Annotated in this window: 13 protein-coding genes; 3 read left to right on the forward strand and 10 right to left on the reverse strand. The window is 72.3% G+C overall.

The window, feature by feature from the left end; all coding sequences use genetic code 11:
* Positions 1–9: 9 nt before the first annotated feature.
* From ACH4UK_RS16175 to ACH4UK_RS16220, 10 genes are all read right to left on the reverse strand, one after another.
* Positions 10–1,290, reverse strand: a complete 1,281-nt coding sequence (locus ACH4UK_RS16175; RefSeq protein ID WP_398356756.1) for a TRAP transporter large permease subunit — start codon at positions 1,288–1,290, stop codon at positions 10–12.
* 4 nt (positions 1,291–1,294) lie between these two features.
* Positions 1,295–1,927 (reverse strand): hypothetical protein, encoded by a 633-nt coding sequence (locus ACH4UK_RS16180; RefSeq protein WP_398356758.1) that lies wholly within the window; start codon positions 1,925–1,927, stop codon positions 1,295–1,297.
* Positions 1,924–4,053, reverse strand: coding sequence for a hydantoinase/oxoprolinase family protein (locus ACH4UK_RS16185; RefSeq protein WP_398356760.1), 2,130 nt, complete (start codon positions 4,051–4,053; stop codon positions 1,924–1,926). Before ACH4UK_RS16185 ends, ACH4UK_RS16180 begins: the two co-directional genes overlap by 4 nt.
* Positions 4,054–4,243: 190 nt before the next feature.
* Entirely contained in the window at positions 4,244–5,857 is a 1,614-nt protein-coding gene (locus tag ACH4UK_RS16190) for an FAD-dependent oxidoreductase (RefSeq protein WP_398356762.1), read from the reverse strand.
* 67 nt (positions 5,858–5,924) lie between these two features.
* Complete coding sequence (locus ACH4UK_RS16195) at positions 5,925–7,025, reverse strand: LacI family DNA-binding transcriptional regulator (RefSeq protein ID WP_398356764.1); 1,101 nt, start codon at positions 7,023–7,025, stop codon at positions 5,925–5,927.
* A 162-nt stretch (positions 7,026–7,187) separates the two neighbouring features.
* On the reverse strand, positions 7,188–8,402 hold the full coding sequence (manD, locus tag ACH4UK_RS16200) for a D-mannonate dehydratase ManD (protein WP_398356766.1): 1,215 nt from the start codon (positions 8,400–8,402) through the stop codon (positions 7,188–7,190).
* 38 nt (positions 8,403–8,440) lie between these two features.
* Positions 8,441–9,286, reverse strand: a complete 846-nt coding sequence (locus tag ACH4UK_RS16205; protein WP_398356768.1) for a carbohydrate ABC transporter permease — start codon at positions 9,284–9,286, stop codon at positions 8,441–8,443.
* Complete coding sequence (locus tag ACH4UK_RS16210) at positions 9,283–10,248, reverse strand: carbohydrate ABC transporter permease (RefSeq protein WP_398356769.1); 966 nt, start codon at positions 10,246–10,248, stop codon at positions 9,283–9,285. Before ACH4UK_RS16210 ends, ACH4UK_RS16205 begins: the two co-directional genes overlap by 4 nt.
* Positions 10,248–11,567: an ABC transporter substrate-binding protein gene (locus ACH4UK_RS16215; RefSeq protein WP_398356771.1), complete on the reverse strand. Its 1,320-nt coding sequence runs from the start codon at positions 11,565–11,567 to the stop codon at positions 10,248–10,250. Before ACH4UK_RS16215 ends, ACH4UK_RS16210 begins: the two co-directional genes overlap by 1 nt.
* A gap of 198 nt (positions 11,568–11,765) precedes the next feature.
* Entirely contained in the window at positions 11,766–12,584 is an 819-nt protein-coding gene (locus ACH4UK_RS16220) for a FadR/GntR family transcriptional regulator (RefSeq protein ID WP_398356773.1), read from the reverse strand.
* A gap of 254 nt (positions 12,585–12,838) precedes the next feature.
* On the opposite strand from ACH4UK_RS16220, the gene ACH4UK_RS16225 reads away from it, so the two are divergent.
* From ACH4UK_RS16225 to ACH4UK_RS16235, 3 genes are read left to right on the forward strand one after another with little or no spacing between them, the layout of a single operon-like run.
* Entirely contained in the window at positions 12,839–13,801 is a 963-nt protein-coding gene (locus ACH4UK_RS16225; protein ID WP_398356774.1) for an alpha/beta hydrolase, read from the forward strand.
* On the forward strand, positions 13,798–15,858 hold the full coding sequence (locus ACH4UK_RS16230) for a hypothetical protein (protein WP_398356776.1): 2,061 nt from the start codon (positions 13,798–13,800) through the stop codon (positions 15,856–15,858). The genes ACH4UK_RS16225 and ACH4UK_RS16230 overlap by 4 nt, the downstream gene beginning before the upstream one ends.
* Positions 15,855–16,781: an AAA family ATPase gene (locus tag ACH4UK_RS16235; RefSeq protein WP_398356778.1), complete on the forward strand. Its 927-nt coding sequence runs from the start codon at positions 15,855–15,857 to the stop codon at positions 16,779–16,781. Before ACH4UK_RS16230 ends, ACH4UK_RS16235 begins: the two co-directional genes overlap by 4 nt.
* Positions 16,782–16,812 lie beyond the last annotated feature (31 nt).

Here is a 16,812-nt window from a genome sequence, read left to right on the forward strand (position 1 = left end):
GGTGAGCGATCACAGATAGCTGGCGGCGGTGACGCAGAACCCGCCGAGCGCCACGGCCCAGACGTACGGCAGGGTCCGCAGCATCACCTGCTGCGGTGTCACCCCCGCGTACTGCGCGCTCCACACCGTCTGCGTGCTGGTGGGGTCCGAGACGCCGAAGACCTGGTTGTACGAGGTGGCCAGACCCAGCACCGCGACGGCCGGGTAGATCCCGGCGGCGATGAGGACACCGGCGATGCCCGCGCCGAGACCGAAGACGTTCAGCGGCCCCCGGTACAGGCAGAGCGGCACGAGCAGCGTGAAGACCAGGACGAACAGCACCGGATTCTGCGGGCTGACGGCCTTGACCAGCGGCTCCAGCGACTCCACCGCACCGGGCAGCTTCACCGCCGCGAGCAGGATGCCGATGGCGATGAACAGCACGATGGGGGCCGCGGCGACCTCGAAGGAGCCGTACAGCGTCCGCAGCAGCCGCTTGTTCATCTCGCGCGGCCGGGTGGTCGTGACCAGCGCGAACAGGATGCCGGCCAGCATCGAGGGCAGGATCGCGACCTCGAAGCCGAGCGCGAGGACCAGCGGGACGACCGGGGTGAGCAGCGCGTACCACGGGGCGTCGCCCAGCTGCTTGCGACGCGAAGCGGGCTTGGCGGAAGCGGACTTGAGCGACCAGGCGTGCTCGACGCCGCGCCGGCGCGTCTCGATGAGGACGAACAGGACGGCGGCGGCCAGCGCGAACGGGAACAGCTTGAACATGAAGCCGCGCACGGTCTCGACGGGCAGTTCCAGCGCGGTGGAGAAGAACTGCCACAGGGGCAGCTCGAAGGGCATGCCGGCGGCGATGCCCATCAGGATCGTCCCGGCGGCGGTGACCTTGGGGATGCCGACGGCGATCATGGCGGGGATGCCGATGATCCCGGCGAGCATCGCCGCGGGGGCCGAGCCGGTGACCGTGCCGACCAGGGTGGAGACGCCGAGGACACCGAGGGCGACCACCACCGGCCGGTCCCCGCCGAACTCGACGATCTTGCGCACCAGGGTGCCCGCGATACCGGTCTCGTCCAGGAGCTTGCCCAGCCAGGAGCCGAGCAGGATCGCGATCATCGTGGCGGCGAGCGCCGGAGCGCCCTCCTGGACGACCGTGTCGAGCACGCTGTTCTCGCCGGTCAGCGGCGCGCCCGCGACGAACGCGATGACCACGGCGAGGATGACGAGGGCGAAGGCGGTGGGCAGCCTGCGCGTGAGCATCGCGGCGACTCCGGCCGCCATGACAAGAAGGATGACGACGCCCATGGCGTTACTTCTCTCTTCCGTGCGGGGATCCGTGCGAGGACCCGTGCCGCGGCTCGGCCGCGGTGGCCAGGGCGGCCGTCAGCAGGAGCGGACTGCGGCCCAGGCCGCAGACCGTGCGGGCATGGGCATGGGCGGCGATCTCGTCGGCGCCCGCGACATGGCCGTACAGGGTGTGCCGGCCGGCCCGCAGCACCACGTGGTTCAGGGCGTGCTTCAGCGACTTCTTCGCCGGACCGTGGTGGAGCCGCTCGTGCACCGCCTCGTGCGCGATCGCCGCGGCCCGCACCGATCCGGCCGGATACAGCTCGCGCCAGCCGAGCAGATCGATCAGCTCGTCGGCGAGCGCCAGGGTGTCGCTGAACAGCTCGACGGTGGGCACCGGCCGGGAGGTGTAGCGGGCCAGGAGCCCCCGCGCCAGGCCGCCGTCGCTCTCCACGATCTGGGCCGTCGCGGCGACGGGCGGGAGCGCGGCGCCGAACGCGTCGGCCGTACGGGCCCAGCGGCGCAGCAGCTCCGGATCGCGCCCCTCGTGCGTGGGCGTGTTCGCCAGCAGCCGGGCGCCGAACTCGACGTCGTCGTCGGCCTCCAGGGCCGAGATGGCCGTGCGGGCGGCCCGGTCGAGCAGGGCGGCCGTCATGAGCGCACCTCCACGACCGCGACGACCGGTTCGTCGGCGGCCCGGGAGCGCAGTTCGCTGCGGGCCAGCGCCAGCAGCGGATCCGGGTCGATCACCCCGGACAGATCGGCGATCCGCGAGCCGAGCAGGAGCCGCAGCGCCGGGGCGCGGACGCCGCCGTCCCCGTACGACGTGGCCTCCTTCACCAGCCCCGCGAGAACCTCGGGCGCCTGCCCCACGGTCGTCGTCTCCACCCGGGCGTCCGGCGCGTGCAGCCGTACGACGCCGTCCGCGTCCACGACCCGCACCGGGTGCCGGTCCGCGCGGAACCGGCGGTGCACCTCGGTGCCGTACACGGTGTGGGCGGGGGTGCCCGCGAGCACCCGCACCGAGGCCGGATCGGCCCGGAGGCTGTCGGCGGCGGCGCGCAGCCGGTCCGCCTCGTCGGCCCGGTGGGCGCGGTCCTGGGTGCGCAGTTCGGTGGCGCCGGTCGCCACCGCTCGTACGGTGCTGGTCTGCGGGTCGACCGTGACCTCCACCTCCACCCCGTCGGCGGCGGCCCCCTGGGCGACGACGGCGGCCTCGGCCTCGGCCCGCACGGCGAGGATCTGCTCCTGGCCCGCGCCCGGGATGATCCGCTCGACCTGCTCCCGGATGAGGGCGAGCGCCACGCCGATGGGGCTGATCACCTCGCTGTGCTGGGCGATCCTGCCCTCCTGGCCGGTCATGGCCGCCAGATGCGGGGTCACGGAGGCAGCGCCGCCGCCTCCGCCGACCAGCAGCGCGGTGTCCTGGTCCAGCCGGTAGTCGCGCATCATCGTCTCGACCACGGACTTCACCTGATCGACGCCCGCGTCCAGGAGCTGCGTCGCGGCCGCGGCGACATCGGTGCCGAGCCGGGCGGCCAGCGGGGCGAGCGCGGCCTTCGCCACGGCCGGGTCGCACCGGGCGAAGTCCCCCTCCGGGACCCGTCCCAGCGCGTTCGCCGCGCAGGTCATCGTGATCGCGAAGCGTCCCCCGGCGGCGTCCAGCACCGCGTAGTCGGCCGGGTCGTCCGCCATCGGCCGGATCGTGGTGAGCCGCGCGTCGCGCAGGTCCTCCAGCTCCGCGAAACAGGCGTACGGCAGCCCCGCGATGTGCGCGCTGCGCGGCCCCACGCCGACGACCTTCCCGCCGTCGACCCGGACCATGGACCCGCCGCCGACCCCGACGGTCCGCACGTCGAGCGCCGAGAGATACGACGTCCGGCCCAGCATGGTCGCGTGCCGGACGGCGACCTTGCCGCGCCGCACCACGCTGATGTCCGTGGACGTGCCGCCGGTCTCCAGGAACAGGCCCTCGCTGATGCGCTCCTGCATCAGCGCCCCGGCGACGCCCGCCGCCGGTCCCGACAACACCGTCAGCAGCGGTCTGCGCCGCATCTCGTCCAGGGACATCACCCCGCCGTCGCAGCGCATCACCATCAGCGGAGCGCTCACGCCCGCCTTGGTGATGGAGGCGTCGACCAGGTCGGCGGTGGCGAGCATGCGCGGCAGGATCGCGGCGTTCACCACGGCGGTCCGGGTCCGCTTGTGGAGCCCGTACAGCGAGGTGATGTCGTGCGCTGCGGTCGTCGGCAGACCCCGCTCCTCGGCGGCGGCCACCACCGCGTCCTCGCCCTCGGGGCGGTCGACGCTGAACGGCTGGCTGGCGACGACGACTTCGGCGCCCTCCCGCACGACGGCGTCCAGCGCCGCCCGCACGGCGGGCGCGTCGTCCGGGTCGGCCACATGTCCGTAGGCGAGCGGCAGTCGCTTGCCGGGGGTCAGCTCCAGCTTGCGGAACGCGGCCAGCCGGCGGGTCAGCGCTCCGCTCGGGCCTGCGCCGATGCCGATCAGTCCGACGGTGGCGACGTCGCCCTCCAGCAGGGCGTTGGTAGCCTGTGTGGTGCCGTGGGCGAGGAACGTCACGTCCTCGGGCGTATGGCCGGTCTGCTCCAGCAGCCGGTCGAGAGCTTCGACGATGCCGTGGGCGACGCCGTCCTCGTGATGGTGGCTGGTCGGGACCTTCACCTGTCCCAACAGGTTCAGGGTCGTGGCGTCTACGGCCACGGCGTCGGTGAAGGTTCCGCCCACGTCGATGCCGACGCGGATGCGGTGGGTGTTCATGGCTGGGCACCTCCTTGTGCGGGTGGCAGGGCGAGGGCGGCAGGTCCGGACGTCGTCGAGAGGTCCGGGGCCTGGGGCCGGGCGGGTACAGGTGGAGCTGCGCCCGCCCGGCGCTCCGCGCTCACCCTGAGGGCCGTGCGGTGGAGCAGGTGATGCGTCGTCCGCGTCCGTCGTGCGCGGACGGGGTCGGTCAGTAGCCGCGCACGTCGGGCCAGTGGCGCTGGACGCCCTCGCGCTCCAGCAGCGCGGCGAACGCCTCGAACCGCTTGTCCTCGGCCTGGACCCGGTGCGGCTCGACGCTCTCGGCGACACAGTGCGCGGCCAGGGCGCCGGCGACCTCGCCGATGTTCCATTCCACCGGGTGGAGCCGGTAGCAGCCGTTGGTGATGTGCGTGGTGCCGATGTTCTTGCCCGCGGGCAGCAGATTGCGGACGCGGCGCGGGATGAGCGCGCCGAGCGGGATCTCGAACGGCACCGAACCGATGTCGACGTAGTTGTCGCCGCCGGTCGAGGGGTGCAGGTCGATGCGGTAGTTGCCGACGCCGACCGAGTCCCGGTAGCGGGTGCCGCCGTAGGGACCGACGATGTCGATGGAGACGTCGTGCTCGGTGACCGTGGTGACGGCCTTGATCCGCCGCGACTCGCGGACGTAGGGGGCCTTGGCCAGACCGTCCGCCGTGCCGGTCACGTCCGGGCGCAGCCGCAGACCCGGGAAGCCCGTGCCGCCGTCCGCCCGGGGGGCCTCGGTCTGGAGCCAGTACAGGACCGACAGCGACAGCTGGCGTGCCTCGGCGAGCGCGGCGGCCGACGTCTCCTCGCCCCCGCCGATCAGCGGCTTCAACCAGTAGTCGTTCAAGGGCCAGTTGACCAGGGTGATGTCCGAGTCGAACGCGCCGGGCCGGTGCAGCTTGCGGGCCAGGATCCGGCGGAAGCCGAACAGCTCCTTGTCACCCGCGTCGGCCGACTGGTCGGCGTTGACGTCCAGCGGATCCAGCTCCGGATTGGGGACGAAGGTGCGCGGGACGGCCTCCAGACTGCGCGGGTCGGGGGCGAGGAAGCCGAGCAGCGGACCCGGCCAGAAGTCCGGCTGATAGGTGCGCCAGAAGTCGTAGTCGGCCGGGCGCTCGATGGTGTGGTCCTCGCCCTCGTGGTGCGAGAGCGCGAAACACACCGTGATGCCCTGCTGGTTGAGGGGCTGCGCCTCGTCGGGGGCGTGCGGCTCGTCGAACTCGCTCCGTGCCTCGGCCCCGATCACATGCTCCACCCCGGCGAGCTCGAGCAGCTCACCGGTCTCGGTGGCGTCGATGACGTAACGGGCGTGGATCGTACGGTGGTTGTCGCCGCGCAGGTCGGCCAGGGTCACCGACCGTACGGTGTCGTCGTCGCCCGCCTCGGCGGCCACCGGCCGGTGCTCGGTGAGGAGCGTCAGCCGCCCCGAGGAGCGGTACGGCGCGATCATGGCCTCCAGCACGGTCAGGGCGACGCGCGGCTCGTGGCACAGCTTGCTGACGCGGCCCGCGCCCGGGTTGAGGTTGCGCAGCGCGAGCGCCTCGGAGCGCATCGGGTACCACTGGCGGTAGTAGTCCCGGATGGAATCGCGCAGGGTGCGGTACGAGGCGGTGGCGCCGAACTCCTCGACCCACGGGTGCTCGTCCGGCGGGACCGCCTGCGAGGTGAGCTGGCCGCCGATCCAGTCCGTCTCCTCGGTGAGGACGACGGTGCGCCCCGCCCGGCAGGCGGCGAGAGCGGCGGCGACGCCGCCGAGTCCGGCGCCCACGATGAGGATGTCGGGTTCGGATGTCACGGTTCTCCTTGAAGTGCTGTGTGAACGTGGTGCGTTGGAGCTGGTGCGACCGCCTCCGGAGGCCGGGTCAGAGAGATACGGGGGCCGGGCCGGCCGTCGAGCCGGGCCGGAAGGTGCAGGCCACCAGGGGTTCCGTCGCCTTCTCCCCGGCCACCAGCGCGGCGAGCATGCGCACGGCGGCCGCGCCCAGTTGGGGCCGGGGGACGTCGAAACCGGTGGGGACGGGCCCGTCCGCCAGATCCGGCGGGGGGCTGCCGAGCAGGGCGAGCGAGGCGTCGCGCGGGCAGTCGATGCCGACGAAGTGCGCGGCGCCGTGCAGGGCGCGCCAGGCGTCGCCGGTGTCGGTCTCCTCCGCGACGAACGCGGTCACGCCGTCGTCGAGCCAGCCGCGCAGCCGCTCGGCGGTCAGGTCGCGCTCGGGGTCGGCGGAGCGGAAGACGGCGGCGGGACCGCCGGGCAGCCCCGCCTCCTCCAGGCCCTTGAGGAAGCCGTGCTCGCGGTCGGTGGAGGCGGGTGCCTCGTCGTCCTCCCGTACGAGCACGATGCGCCGGTGTCCGAGGGCGGCGAGGTGCGCGACGACCTCCTGGGCGGCGCTGATGTAGTCCGCGCCGACCCAGGCCAGCCCCTCCAGCTCGTCCCGGCGGCCCAGGTGGACCACGGGGAAGCCGTCGGCGACCAGCCGCAGCAGTTCGTCGGCGGGGGCGTGGCGTCCCAGGAAGAGGCAGCCGTCGGCGAGCCGGACCCGGGCGAGCGCGTTCGGCCCGCCGGCCCCCGCGCCGCCCGAGCTGGAACCGGTGAAGAGCACCAGGTCGTAGCCGCGGGCCGCGGCCTCCTGCTCGACGCCGATCAGGAACGGGTAGTACGAGTGCTGCACGTCGGTGGGGAACGTGGAGGTGAAGCTGAAGACCCCGAGCAGATTGTTCCGGGCGGCGGCGAGGCGGCTGGCGGCCGGATCCGGCACATAGCCCAGCGCCCGTACCGCGTCGAGGACCTTCCGCCGGGTCTCCTCGGAGATCGTGGCGCCCTGCTTCCGGGCCCCGAGCACCAGCGAGACGGTGGCCTGCGAGACCCCGGCGAGCCGGGCGACCTCGGCCTGGCGGGGCCGGGACGTACGTCCCGCGGGGGCGGGCGCCCGGCCCGGCCGGGACCGCTTCCTGGGTTCTTCCACGGTGTTCCTCCGGATCACTAATGCGTATTACTAATGCGCATTAGTGAGTACTGTGAACCTCCGTCCCGCAGGGGTCAAGGGATCGCGCAAGACTTCTTTCGGCCTGTTGGGCGCGGACCTGTGGGGGCGAGGCCCGGCCGTCGCCGGACCTCGCACCGAGGGTCACCAGTCGTGCACGGTCCCGTCGTGGAGCCGGTTGACCGGCAGATACGCGGGCGCGTACGGGTGGGCGGCGGCCAGCTCCTCGTCGAGCTCCACGCCGATGCCGGGCGCCTCGCCCGGGTGCAGGTACCCGTCCGTGAAGGTGTAGGCGTGCCGGAACACCGCATCGGTGAGCGGGGTGTGACCCGAGTACTCCTGGATGCCGAAGTTGTGCACGGCCAGGTCCAGATGGACGGCGGCGGCCATCCCGACCGGGGAGATGTCCTCGGGGCCGTGGACGGCACTCTTGATCTGGTACTGCGCGGCGAAGTCGAAGAGCTTGCGCAGCGGGGTGACGCCGCCGAAGTGGGTCACCGCCGAGCGCACGTAGTCGATCAACTGCTCGGTGATCAGGGCCTGGTAGTCGTACACCGTGTTGAACACCTCGCCGACGGCCAGCGGCGTGGTGGTGCCCCGGCGCACCAGGCGCAGCGCCTCCTGGTTCTCGGCCGGGGTGCAGTCCTCCAGCCAGAACGGCCGGTAGGGCTCCAGGTCCTTGCCGAGGCGGGCGGCCTGGATCGGGGTGAGCCGGTGGTGGGCGTCGTGGAGCAGGGGCAGTTCGGCGCCGAACTCGGCGCGCACCGCCTCGAACACGGCCGGCGTGTGGCGCAGATACGCCGCGGTGTCCCAGTCCTCCACGAGGGGGCGGGCCTGCTGGTGGAGGACCGGCGCGCCGGTGTCGTCGGTGGCCGACACCCCGTACACCGCCTTGAGTCCGGGGATGCCGGACTGGATGCGGACGGCGGGGTAGCCCTCGGCGAGCCGGGCCCGTACGGAGTCGAGCAGCTCGGGTATGTCCCGGCCGTTGGCGTGGCCGTACGTCCCGATCCGCTCCCGGCTCGCACCGCCCAGCAGTTGGTACAGCGGCAGCCCCGCGGCCTTCGCCTTGATGTCCCACAGGGCCACGTCCACGGCGGCGATGGCGGCCATCGTCACCGGGCCGCGCCGCCAGTACGCGCCCCGGTACAGCGACTGCCAGGTGTCCTCGACGCGGTGCGGGTCGAGCCCGATCAGCAGCGGGGCGACATGGTCGGTGAGGTAGCTGACGACGGCGAGTTCCCTGCCGTTCAAGGTGGCGTCCCCGAGGCCGGTGAGGCCTTCGTCGGTCGTCAGCTTCAGGGTGACGAAGTTGCGGCCGGGGCTGGTGACGACGACCTTCGCGTCGACGATCTTCATGCGTGTGCGCTCTTTCCGGAGTCGGGGGGTTTGCGAGGTCAGCCCTTGGAAGCGCCGGAGGTCAGCCCGGCCACCAGGTACTTCTGGCCGAGGACGGCGGCGAGGACGACGGGCACGGTGATGAGGGAGGCGGCGGCCATCAGGCCGCCCCAGTCCGTGCTCGCGTAGGAGATGAAGTTGAACAGGGTGACCGGCACGGTCTGGGTCCGGTCGTCGGAGAAGACCAGCGCGAACATGAAGTTGTTCCAGCTGAAGACGAAGGCCAGCAGCGACGCGGTGGCGGTGCCGGGGGCGGCCAGCGGCAGCGAGATGCGCCAGAACGCGCCGAAGGCGCTCAGCCCGTCGGTGCGGGCGGCCTCCTCCAGCTCGACCGGCAGCCCCGCGAAGAAGCTGATCATGATCCACATGATCAGCGGGACCGAGACGAACATATGACTGAGGATCAGCACGGTGTAGGAGCCGACCAGGCCCATCCGCGCGAACAGGTAGTACCAGGGCACGAGCAGGGAGATCGCCGGGACGATGCGCGCCACGAGGATCACCGAGCCGGTGCGGTGCATGGAGAACCGGCCCACCGCCCAGGCCGCCGGGACGGCGATCACGGCGGAGAGCACCGTCGAAACCACCCCGACCAGCAGGGAGTTGCCCATCGAGCGCACGATCTGCCCGGCCTCGACGACGGCGCGGAAGTTGTCCAGCGTGGGCGTGAACCACAGCCCCACCGAGGGGTCCGTGACCTGCACATTGGTCTTGAACGCCGCGGCGAACATCCACACCAGCGGGAGCGCGAAGACGAGGGTCACGACCGTGATGGCGGCCCCGCGCAGCCACGACCCGTACCGGCGCCCGCGGGCCGGCGGAGCGGGGGAGAGGGTGGCACTCATGCGTTCTTCCTTCCGCCCCGGCGGCGCAGCAGCACCACGACACCGATGATGAACAGCGTGAACAGGACCAGGACGGCGGCGGCCAGGCCGTACTCCTGGTAGTCGAAGGTGAGCCCGTAGGCGTAGACGTTGAGGGTCTCCACCTCGAAGTCCGAACCGCCGCCCGCGCCCTTGGTGGCGTAGAGGATGTCGAAGGTCTTCAGCGCGTCGACGGCGCGCAGCACCAGTGCGGTGGCGAGCGTCGGCCCGAGCATCGGCAGGACGACGTACCGGAAACGCTGCCAGGCGTTCGCCCCGTCGACCAGCGCCGCTTCCTCCGGCTCCTCGGGCAGTGTGGTGAGCCCGGCGAGCAGCAGCAGCGTCATCATGGGCGTCCACTGCCACACGTCGATGAGCATCAGCGTCGGCAGCGACTGTCCGACCGAGCCGAGGAACTCCTGCCGGGGCACGCCGGCCGCTTCGAGCAGATGGTTGGCGATGCCGTTGGTGGGGTCGAGGATCAGCAGCCACAGGATGCCGATTGCGACCGGTGTGGCGAGCAGCGGAATGATGAGCACGGTACGGACCCAGCGCATCCCCCGGAACGGCTTGCGCATCAGCATCGCCAGGGCGAGCCCGAGCACCGTCTCCAGCAGCACCGCGCCGACGGTGAAGACCAGGGTGCGGCGGGCGGCGGGCCAGAACCGGCGGGTGTCGCCCAGCGCGTCGGTGAAGTTGCGCAGACCGACGTGGGCGCTGTCGGCGTTCACCGCCCCGAAGGCGTCGGTGAGGCTGAGATTCAGGGTGAAGACCAGCGGGAAGACGATCATCAGGCCGACGAAGAGCACGGCCGGGGAGAGCATCGCCCACTTGAGCCGCCGGTTGGCCTGCTCGAAGGTCCGCTGCCGCCGCCCGGATCCGGGCGGCGTCGTCCTGGGAGCCGGGCCGGTGGCGCGGGCGGTCGAGACCTCGGTGGCGGACATCAGGACTCCTTGTGGCGGTTGTCGCGTACGAGGAAGTCGGCGAACTCCGCGTCCGCGTCGCGCACGACCGGCCGGACGGACTCGCCGAGGATGCCCGCGACCAGCGGACGGCCGACGATGTCCCGGGCCCTGCCGACCTGGAGGACCCGGGGCCGGTCGTACCCCACGCCGCGTTCGGCGTTGAGCCGCATGGCCTCGGCGAGCTCCGGCGGGAAGGCGGCCAGCGTCTTGGGGTCCTCCCACACGGAGGAGCGGGCGCCGGGAATGCCCTCCGACTGGAGCGCGGCCGACATCTCGGGACCGGCCGCCCAACTGATGAACTCCCAGGCGTCGTCGCGCAGCCGGGAGAAGGTGTTGATGCCGAGGCTCCAGGACGGGATGTTGTGCGGCCTGGCCCCGGCCGTCCCGGCGGGGAAGGGGGCGAAGCCGACGGTCTCGCGCACCCGGGACACCTTGGGGTCGAGGAAGCTGCTGTAGATCGCGTCGGCGTCGATGAAGAAGGCGGCCTTGCCCTGCGCGAAGATCGGCATCGCCTGTTCGAGGCTCATGTTGGTCGCCCCGGGCGGCCCGGAGCCGGCCAGCAGACGGCCGTAGTACTCGTAGGCGGCGACGGCCTCGGCGCTGCCGATCCCGGACTTCCCGTCCACGACGAAGTCCCCGCCGTGCGAGTAGAGGAAGCTCGACCACTGGGAGACCGCGCCGCTGCGCTGGCCCCGGCCCACATAACCGTAGAAGCCCTTGTCCCGCCGGGTCAGCTCCTGCGCGGCCGCCATCAGCGCCTCCAGGGTGCGCGGCGGCCCGCCCAGGTCCTCCACCAGGTCCTTGCGGTAGTAGAGCGCCGGGCGCTCGGTCACCACCGGGACGCTCAGCACCTTCCCGGCCGTCGTCGAGGCCTCGCGCGGCGCCTTCTGGAAGTCGTCCCAGGCGAACCGGTCGTCGTCCGCGACGCGGTCGCCGAGGTCGGCGAGCCAGCCGTTGTGGGCGAAGAGCAACTGCTCCTGGAGCGCCCGGACCATCATCACGTCCACGTCGGTGCCCGACGCGTTGAGCTTGACGTTGTAGCTGCTGGCGAGCTGGTCGGCGGTGAGCAGGGTCATGGAGACCCGCCGCCCGATCCGCTCCTCGAACTCGGCGGTGCGGCGCTTGACCGCCTGGGACCAGACGTGGTTGATCGCCATGATCCGCAACGGTGTGTCGGCCGATGGCGTGCCGCCCCCGCCCGAACAGGAGCTCAGCGCGCCCGCCCCGGCGGCCACCGCGACCCCTGCGGCGAGCCTGCCGAAGCCGCGCCGGCTCAGGAGCTGGCTGCTCGTGGACATCCTCGTCCTCGTTTCTCTGCGTGCGTGCCGCGTGCCGGCCGGTGCCTGCGGAACCGGACCCGACGGGCCTGGTCCAACTGGTAGGACCAGTTGGTCTACGCGGGACCGTAACAGCAGGGAAACCTCCCCGACCAGACCCTGAAGCGAAGATTCCGCGGACCGGACGGACGGCCGCGCCGCCGCGGGTCTCCCGACCGGCTAACGCCCCGGAGTCGTCCGGCGGCCCTCGGCCTGGTCCAGCAGCGTCTCGATGTGATTGCGCGCCATCGTGTCGACCTGGACGTCGAGATCCGCCCCGTACGTCCGCAGCCCCAGCATCAGGTGCTCCCGCATCCGCGCGCAGGCGAGATCCACGTCCCGCGCCTCGACGGCCTCGAAGATCTCCGGGTGGTGCGGCACGCCGGGTTCGCCGATCGACGGATCGGAGTTCGAGCGGAGCATCATCTCGAACATCATCCCGCTGATCGAGGACAGCATGATCCGCAGCACCGGGTTCTTGCTGGCCACGGCGATGGCGTCGTGGAAGGCCATGTCCGCCTGGGCCTTGACGACGACGTCGGTCGCCGACTCCAGACCGTCCCGGGCGGCCCGCATCGCCGTGATGTCCTCGTCCGTGGCCCGCTCGGTCGCCAGCCGGACCATCTCGACCTCCAGCGGGATCCGCGCCTCGATCAACTGCCGGACGGTGGGCCGGCCCGCCCGGTACAGCGCGTCGTACCCCCGGGCCTGCCCCGAGGACTGCTCACGGACGAAGGACCCGCGCCCCGGCGCGACTTCGATCAGATGCTGGGCCTCCAGCCGCCGCAGCACCTCGCGCACGACGTTCCTGCTCGCGCCGAACTGGGCGGCGAGCTCACGCTCGGAGGGAAGCTTCGTCCCGACGGCGATCTCGCCCGAGCGGATGTCGTGCTCCAGCTCGCGGGCGATGCGCTCCGTCAGAAGCCCGCGCCGGGCGGGGTCCGCGACCGGACCCGTCCGCGCGGAATCCGACGGGGAGGAGGAGGCGGACGGCTGCATGATCGCAGCGTACAGGCCGGTCGGCGGCCGGTGGGCGGCTCCGGCGCGACGCCGCGGGCGACGGGGCGGCCGGCGCGGCGAGGCCGAGGACCGGCCGACGTTCGGACCGGGTGGCCGATGCCCCGTGGCGGCCGGCCGACGGCGGCGACGAAGGAATGGCGTCCGGCACCGTCCGGGCCCGTCCGGTTGATATCCTCACAGTTCGCCCAACGGCACCTGTGGGCGAGCAGAGTTCGTGGCCCGGGGGAGGCTCGATGAGACCGCGACTGGTCTTCGTGCACGGTGTTGGCAAGCCGCGCGACGCCGAAACCATCATGGCGGAATGGCTGCCCGCCCTCGCAGACGGCGCGCGTGCCGCCGGACACTCCCGAAGGGCCGTCGAACTGCTCGACGGCAAGGCGGTCGACCTGCGGTTCGCCTCCTACGGTGACCTCTTTCCCGCCCCCGGAGCCGCTCCCCGGGGACCGGCGGCCCCCGTCGATCCCGCCGAGGACGAGGCGCTCCAGGAGATGCTCCTCGACGCTGTCGACGAGCGCCTGGCCGCCCCCGAGGACGACCGCGAGGCACGGCTGCTCCGGCAGGCCAGGAACAAGCTGGCCCCGACCGGCGAGCAGCAGGGGGCCGGCGACATCGTGCGGCGGCTGTCCGCCGCGGCCAACGCGCTCTTCGCGCTTCCCGGGCTGCGGACCCTGGGCGGCTGGGTGAGCGCGGGGGCGATGCTGAGCGACCTGCGTCAGGTCAGATGGTATTTGGCGCGCAAGCATGTCGACGACGCGGGAACGAGTATCGACCAGCGCATCCGCGCCCGGATAGCCGAGGAGATCGACCCCGTCGGCCCCACGGTCGTCGTCGCGCACTCCCTGGGGACCGTGGTGGCGTTCGAGACCCTCCATCGGCAATCCGCCCACGTGCCGCTGCTCGTCACGCTCGGATCGCCGCTGGGCATGCGCACGGCCGTGCATCCCCGGCTGCGCCCCCAGCCGGTGCGGACTCCGGCGGGGGTCGCCCGCTGGCTGAACTTCTGGGACCGCGACGACTTCGTCACGGGCGGTACCGGGCTGGAACGGTGCATCGGCCCGAACGCCGCGCAGGTCGTCCCGGAATCGCGGCGGGTGGACTCCGACGGACTGTACGTGCACCCCGCGGCCACGTACTTGGCGCAGCCGGCCGTTGCGGGGCCGCTCGTCGAAGCGCTCGAAGCGGCCATCGACGGATGAGACGGACAACGCCGGCGCGTCAGCTGCTGGTGATCGCGCCGCAGTGCCCCGCCCTGGGCCTCCTCACCGGTCTGGAGGACACCGCCGAAGCCCTCCACCGGGCTCTTCTGGAACCGCAGTTGGGCGGCTGCGAGCAGGACCCGTCCGGGGCTCCTTCGCTGCTCTGCGGGGTGGACGTCCAGCGTGATGACGTCGAGAAGGCGGTGCGCGCGGCGGCGGAAAGGGCCGGAGAAGCGGAGGCCGTGCTGATCCTCGCCTTCCTGGGACACGGCACCAACCTCGGTCAGGTGCCCAAGCTCTCCTTCATGGCGAGCGACTCCCGCGAGGACGTGTCGACCAGCGTGGTGGACGTCGGCCATCTCCTCGGACAGAGCCTGGACGTCCATGGCGTGCAGGGGGTGGTGGCCGTGGTGGACGCCTGCCACGCGGGCGGGGCCGGCCCGAATCTCGACCTGGTGGCCGGAGGCGTCCGACAGGGCGCCACCCGGCTGTCGCTCCTGATGTCCGCGGGCGCCACGGAGTCCTCCTACGGTCTCGCCTACACCCGCGCGCTCGCCCGCATCCTGGGCGAGGGCCTGCCCGACGCCGGGGAGTTCCTCACACCGGTGGACGTGCGCGAGGCCGTCGAGAACGAGACGGGCACCGACTCCCGACTGGTGATCGTGGACGGCCTGTCCCACCAGCCCCGGCCCTGGCTGGCGCGCAACGCGCAGCACACCGTCAGAGCGGGCGGCCTGCTCCGCGCCCTGGGCGACGAGGACCTGCGGCGAGCGCTCGAACCCTTCGGCGAGGCGGTCCTCGACATCCCGATCGCCACGGTGGGAGACCTCGGGCGCCTGCGCCGGACGCTGGAGTCCCTGGAGCCGGCCCCGGCGACGCCCGGCCTGCACACGGTCAACGCCCTGCGCGTCCTCGACCGGCTCATGGACGCCGCGCGGACCAGCGAGTTCCTCTCGTCGAGCTGGCCGGGCAAACCCTTGCAGTCGGACCGGATCCGACGTGCGTACGCGACAGCCGCGCGCCGGCCCGCGCCCGACTCCGACGCCGACGAACTGCTGCGAGAATGCGTCGAGTCGCTGTGCCTGCGGGTCCCCCTCGTCAAGGGCAGCCCCACAGCGCCCCTGACCGACTTCGTCGCCGTGCTGGCCATGGAGGACGGTCTCGCGTGCGACACGCCCCGGCTGGTGGCCTGGGCGAGGAGCCGGGGCGCCGCCGTGGAACTCGCCGACGCCTTCGCCGCCCAGGAGCAGCGGGCCGCCGAGCACCGGCTGCGGCTGGTGATCAGCCTGCACGCGGCCGTCGCCGACGAGTGGCCCGAGACCCTGCTGGCCTGGCTCCTCGACGGCGACACGCCGGTGGACCGCAAGGACTTCGTCTGCACTCCGACGCAGTCCGGGGTCGAGCTGCAGTTGGGCGCCGTGCTGAAGTGGGCGACCGTGAACGCCCGGAACACGGGGTTCAGGCTCCGATGCATCGACATCGCCGCGCCCGCCGCGCTGCTCGCCTCCTGGCGCCCCGAGGAGACCAGACTCGGCCCCCGACTGGGCCTCCACTACGACCTCGTCCTGCGGTGGAGCGACAGACTGTCCCTGCCCGCTCACCTCGGACTGATCAACGAGTTCGCCCGGCAGCAACTCGACGCGATGAAATCCGGCGGAGCACCGGTGAGCTGGCTCGGCAGGACCGAGACCGACGAACTGATGGGGTGCTCCGGCGACGGCTGGTACGAGCGTGCCCTGGCGCTCAGCCACCGACCGGAACGGCTCGCGGAGCTCCTGGAACTCCTGCTCGCCTCCGCCCCCATCATCCTCTGGCCGGACGGCCCGGAAGACCTTCCCGCGGCCTCGCGGGACAGCTTGGAACGGTGTTGGGAACAGCTCCCCGGAGAGTTCAGCGCTGCCTACCGGGCCGCCTGGCGCCGGGAGGCCGGGCAGCCGGATCCTGCGGACGGCCACACGGACCTCGCCCGCCTGCGGTCCGTGTGGCTCGACGAGCAGTGGCTGGACTTCTGCGACTGGTTCGAGACCCGTACCTTCGACGGAGAGAAAGCATCATGACCTGGACCCCCTTCTACCTGGGCGACGGCACCCCACGGAATGTGGACCTCGGTGCTCCGCCGCCCTGGCGCACCTTCCCCCGGGACGCGAAGCCCGAGCGCTTCCAGCCCCCGCCCCGGCTCGTCGAAGCGGTGAACGCCGCGCTCGCCCTTCGCCGCCCGCTGCTGCTGACCGGCGCCCCGGGTTCGGGCAAGTCGTCCGTGATCAAGCAGGTCGCGGCCGAGGTGGGGCTCGGTGCTCCGCTGCGCTGGCACATCACCTCCCGCAGCACCCTGGGGGACGCCCTCTACCGCTACGACGCCCTGGGCCGGATCCACGCGCAGCGCCTGGTGGGCGAAACCGACGACGACATCGCTCCCTTCGTCCGGCTCGGGCCGCTGGGCACCGCCCTGCTGCCGTCGGAGCGGCCCCGCGCGCTGCTCATCGACGAGATCGACAAGAGCGACCTCGATCTGCCCAGCGACCTCCTGGAGGTGCTGGAGTACGGCGAGTTCGAGATCCCGGAGCTGGCGCGCTACCGACAGGAAGTCGTCGAGGTGCGCGAATGGGACGGCGACGAGTGCCATCCGATCGCCCGGGGGCGCGTGCAGTGCAGCAACTTCCCCTTCGTCGTGCTGACGAGCAACGGCGAGCGCGACTTCCCCGCCGCTTTCCTGAGGCGCTGCATCCGCTACACCATGCCGGTGCCCGACGCCGAGGCGCTGCGCCGGGTCGTGGCAGCCCACTTCGGCGCGGACGTGGAGCCCGCCGGCCCGGTGGACTCGCTGGTCCTGTCGTTCGTGGCACGGCTGAGGGCGGGCGAGAGCCTGGCCGTCGACCAGCTGCTCAACGCCGTACACGTGCTGACCGGCGACCAGGCACCGGAGAGTGATGCCGCGCAGGACGTCAGGGATCTGATCCTGCGTGAGCTGACCGGTGCCTGAGGACTCCTCGCCCACGGAACACCCCGTGTCT

This window comes from Streptomyces sp. NPDC020884 (assembly GCF_044333935.1).
In the GTDB taxonomy this organism is placed as follows: Bacteria; Actinomycetota; Actinomycetes; order Streptomycetales; family Streptomycetaceae; genus Streptomyces.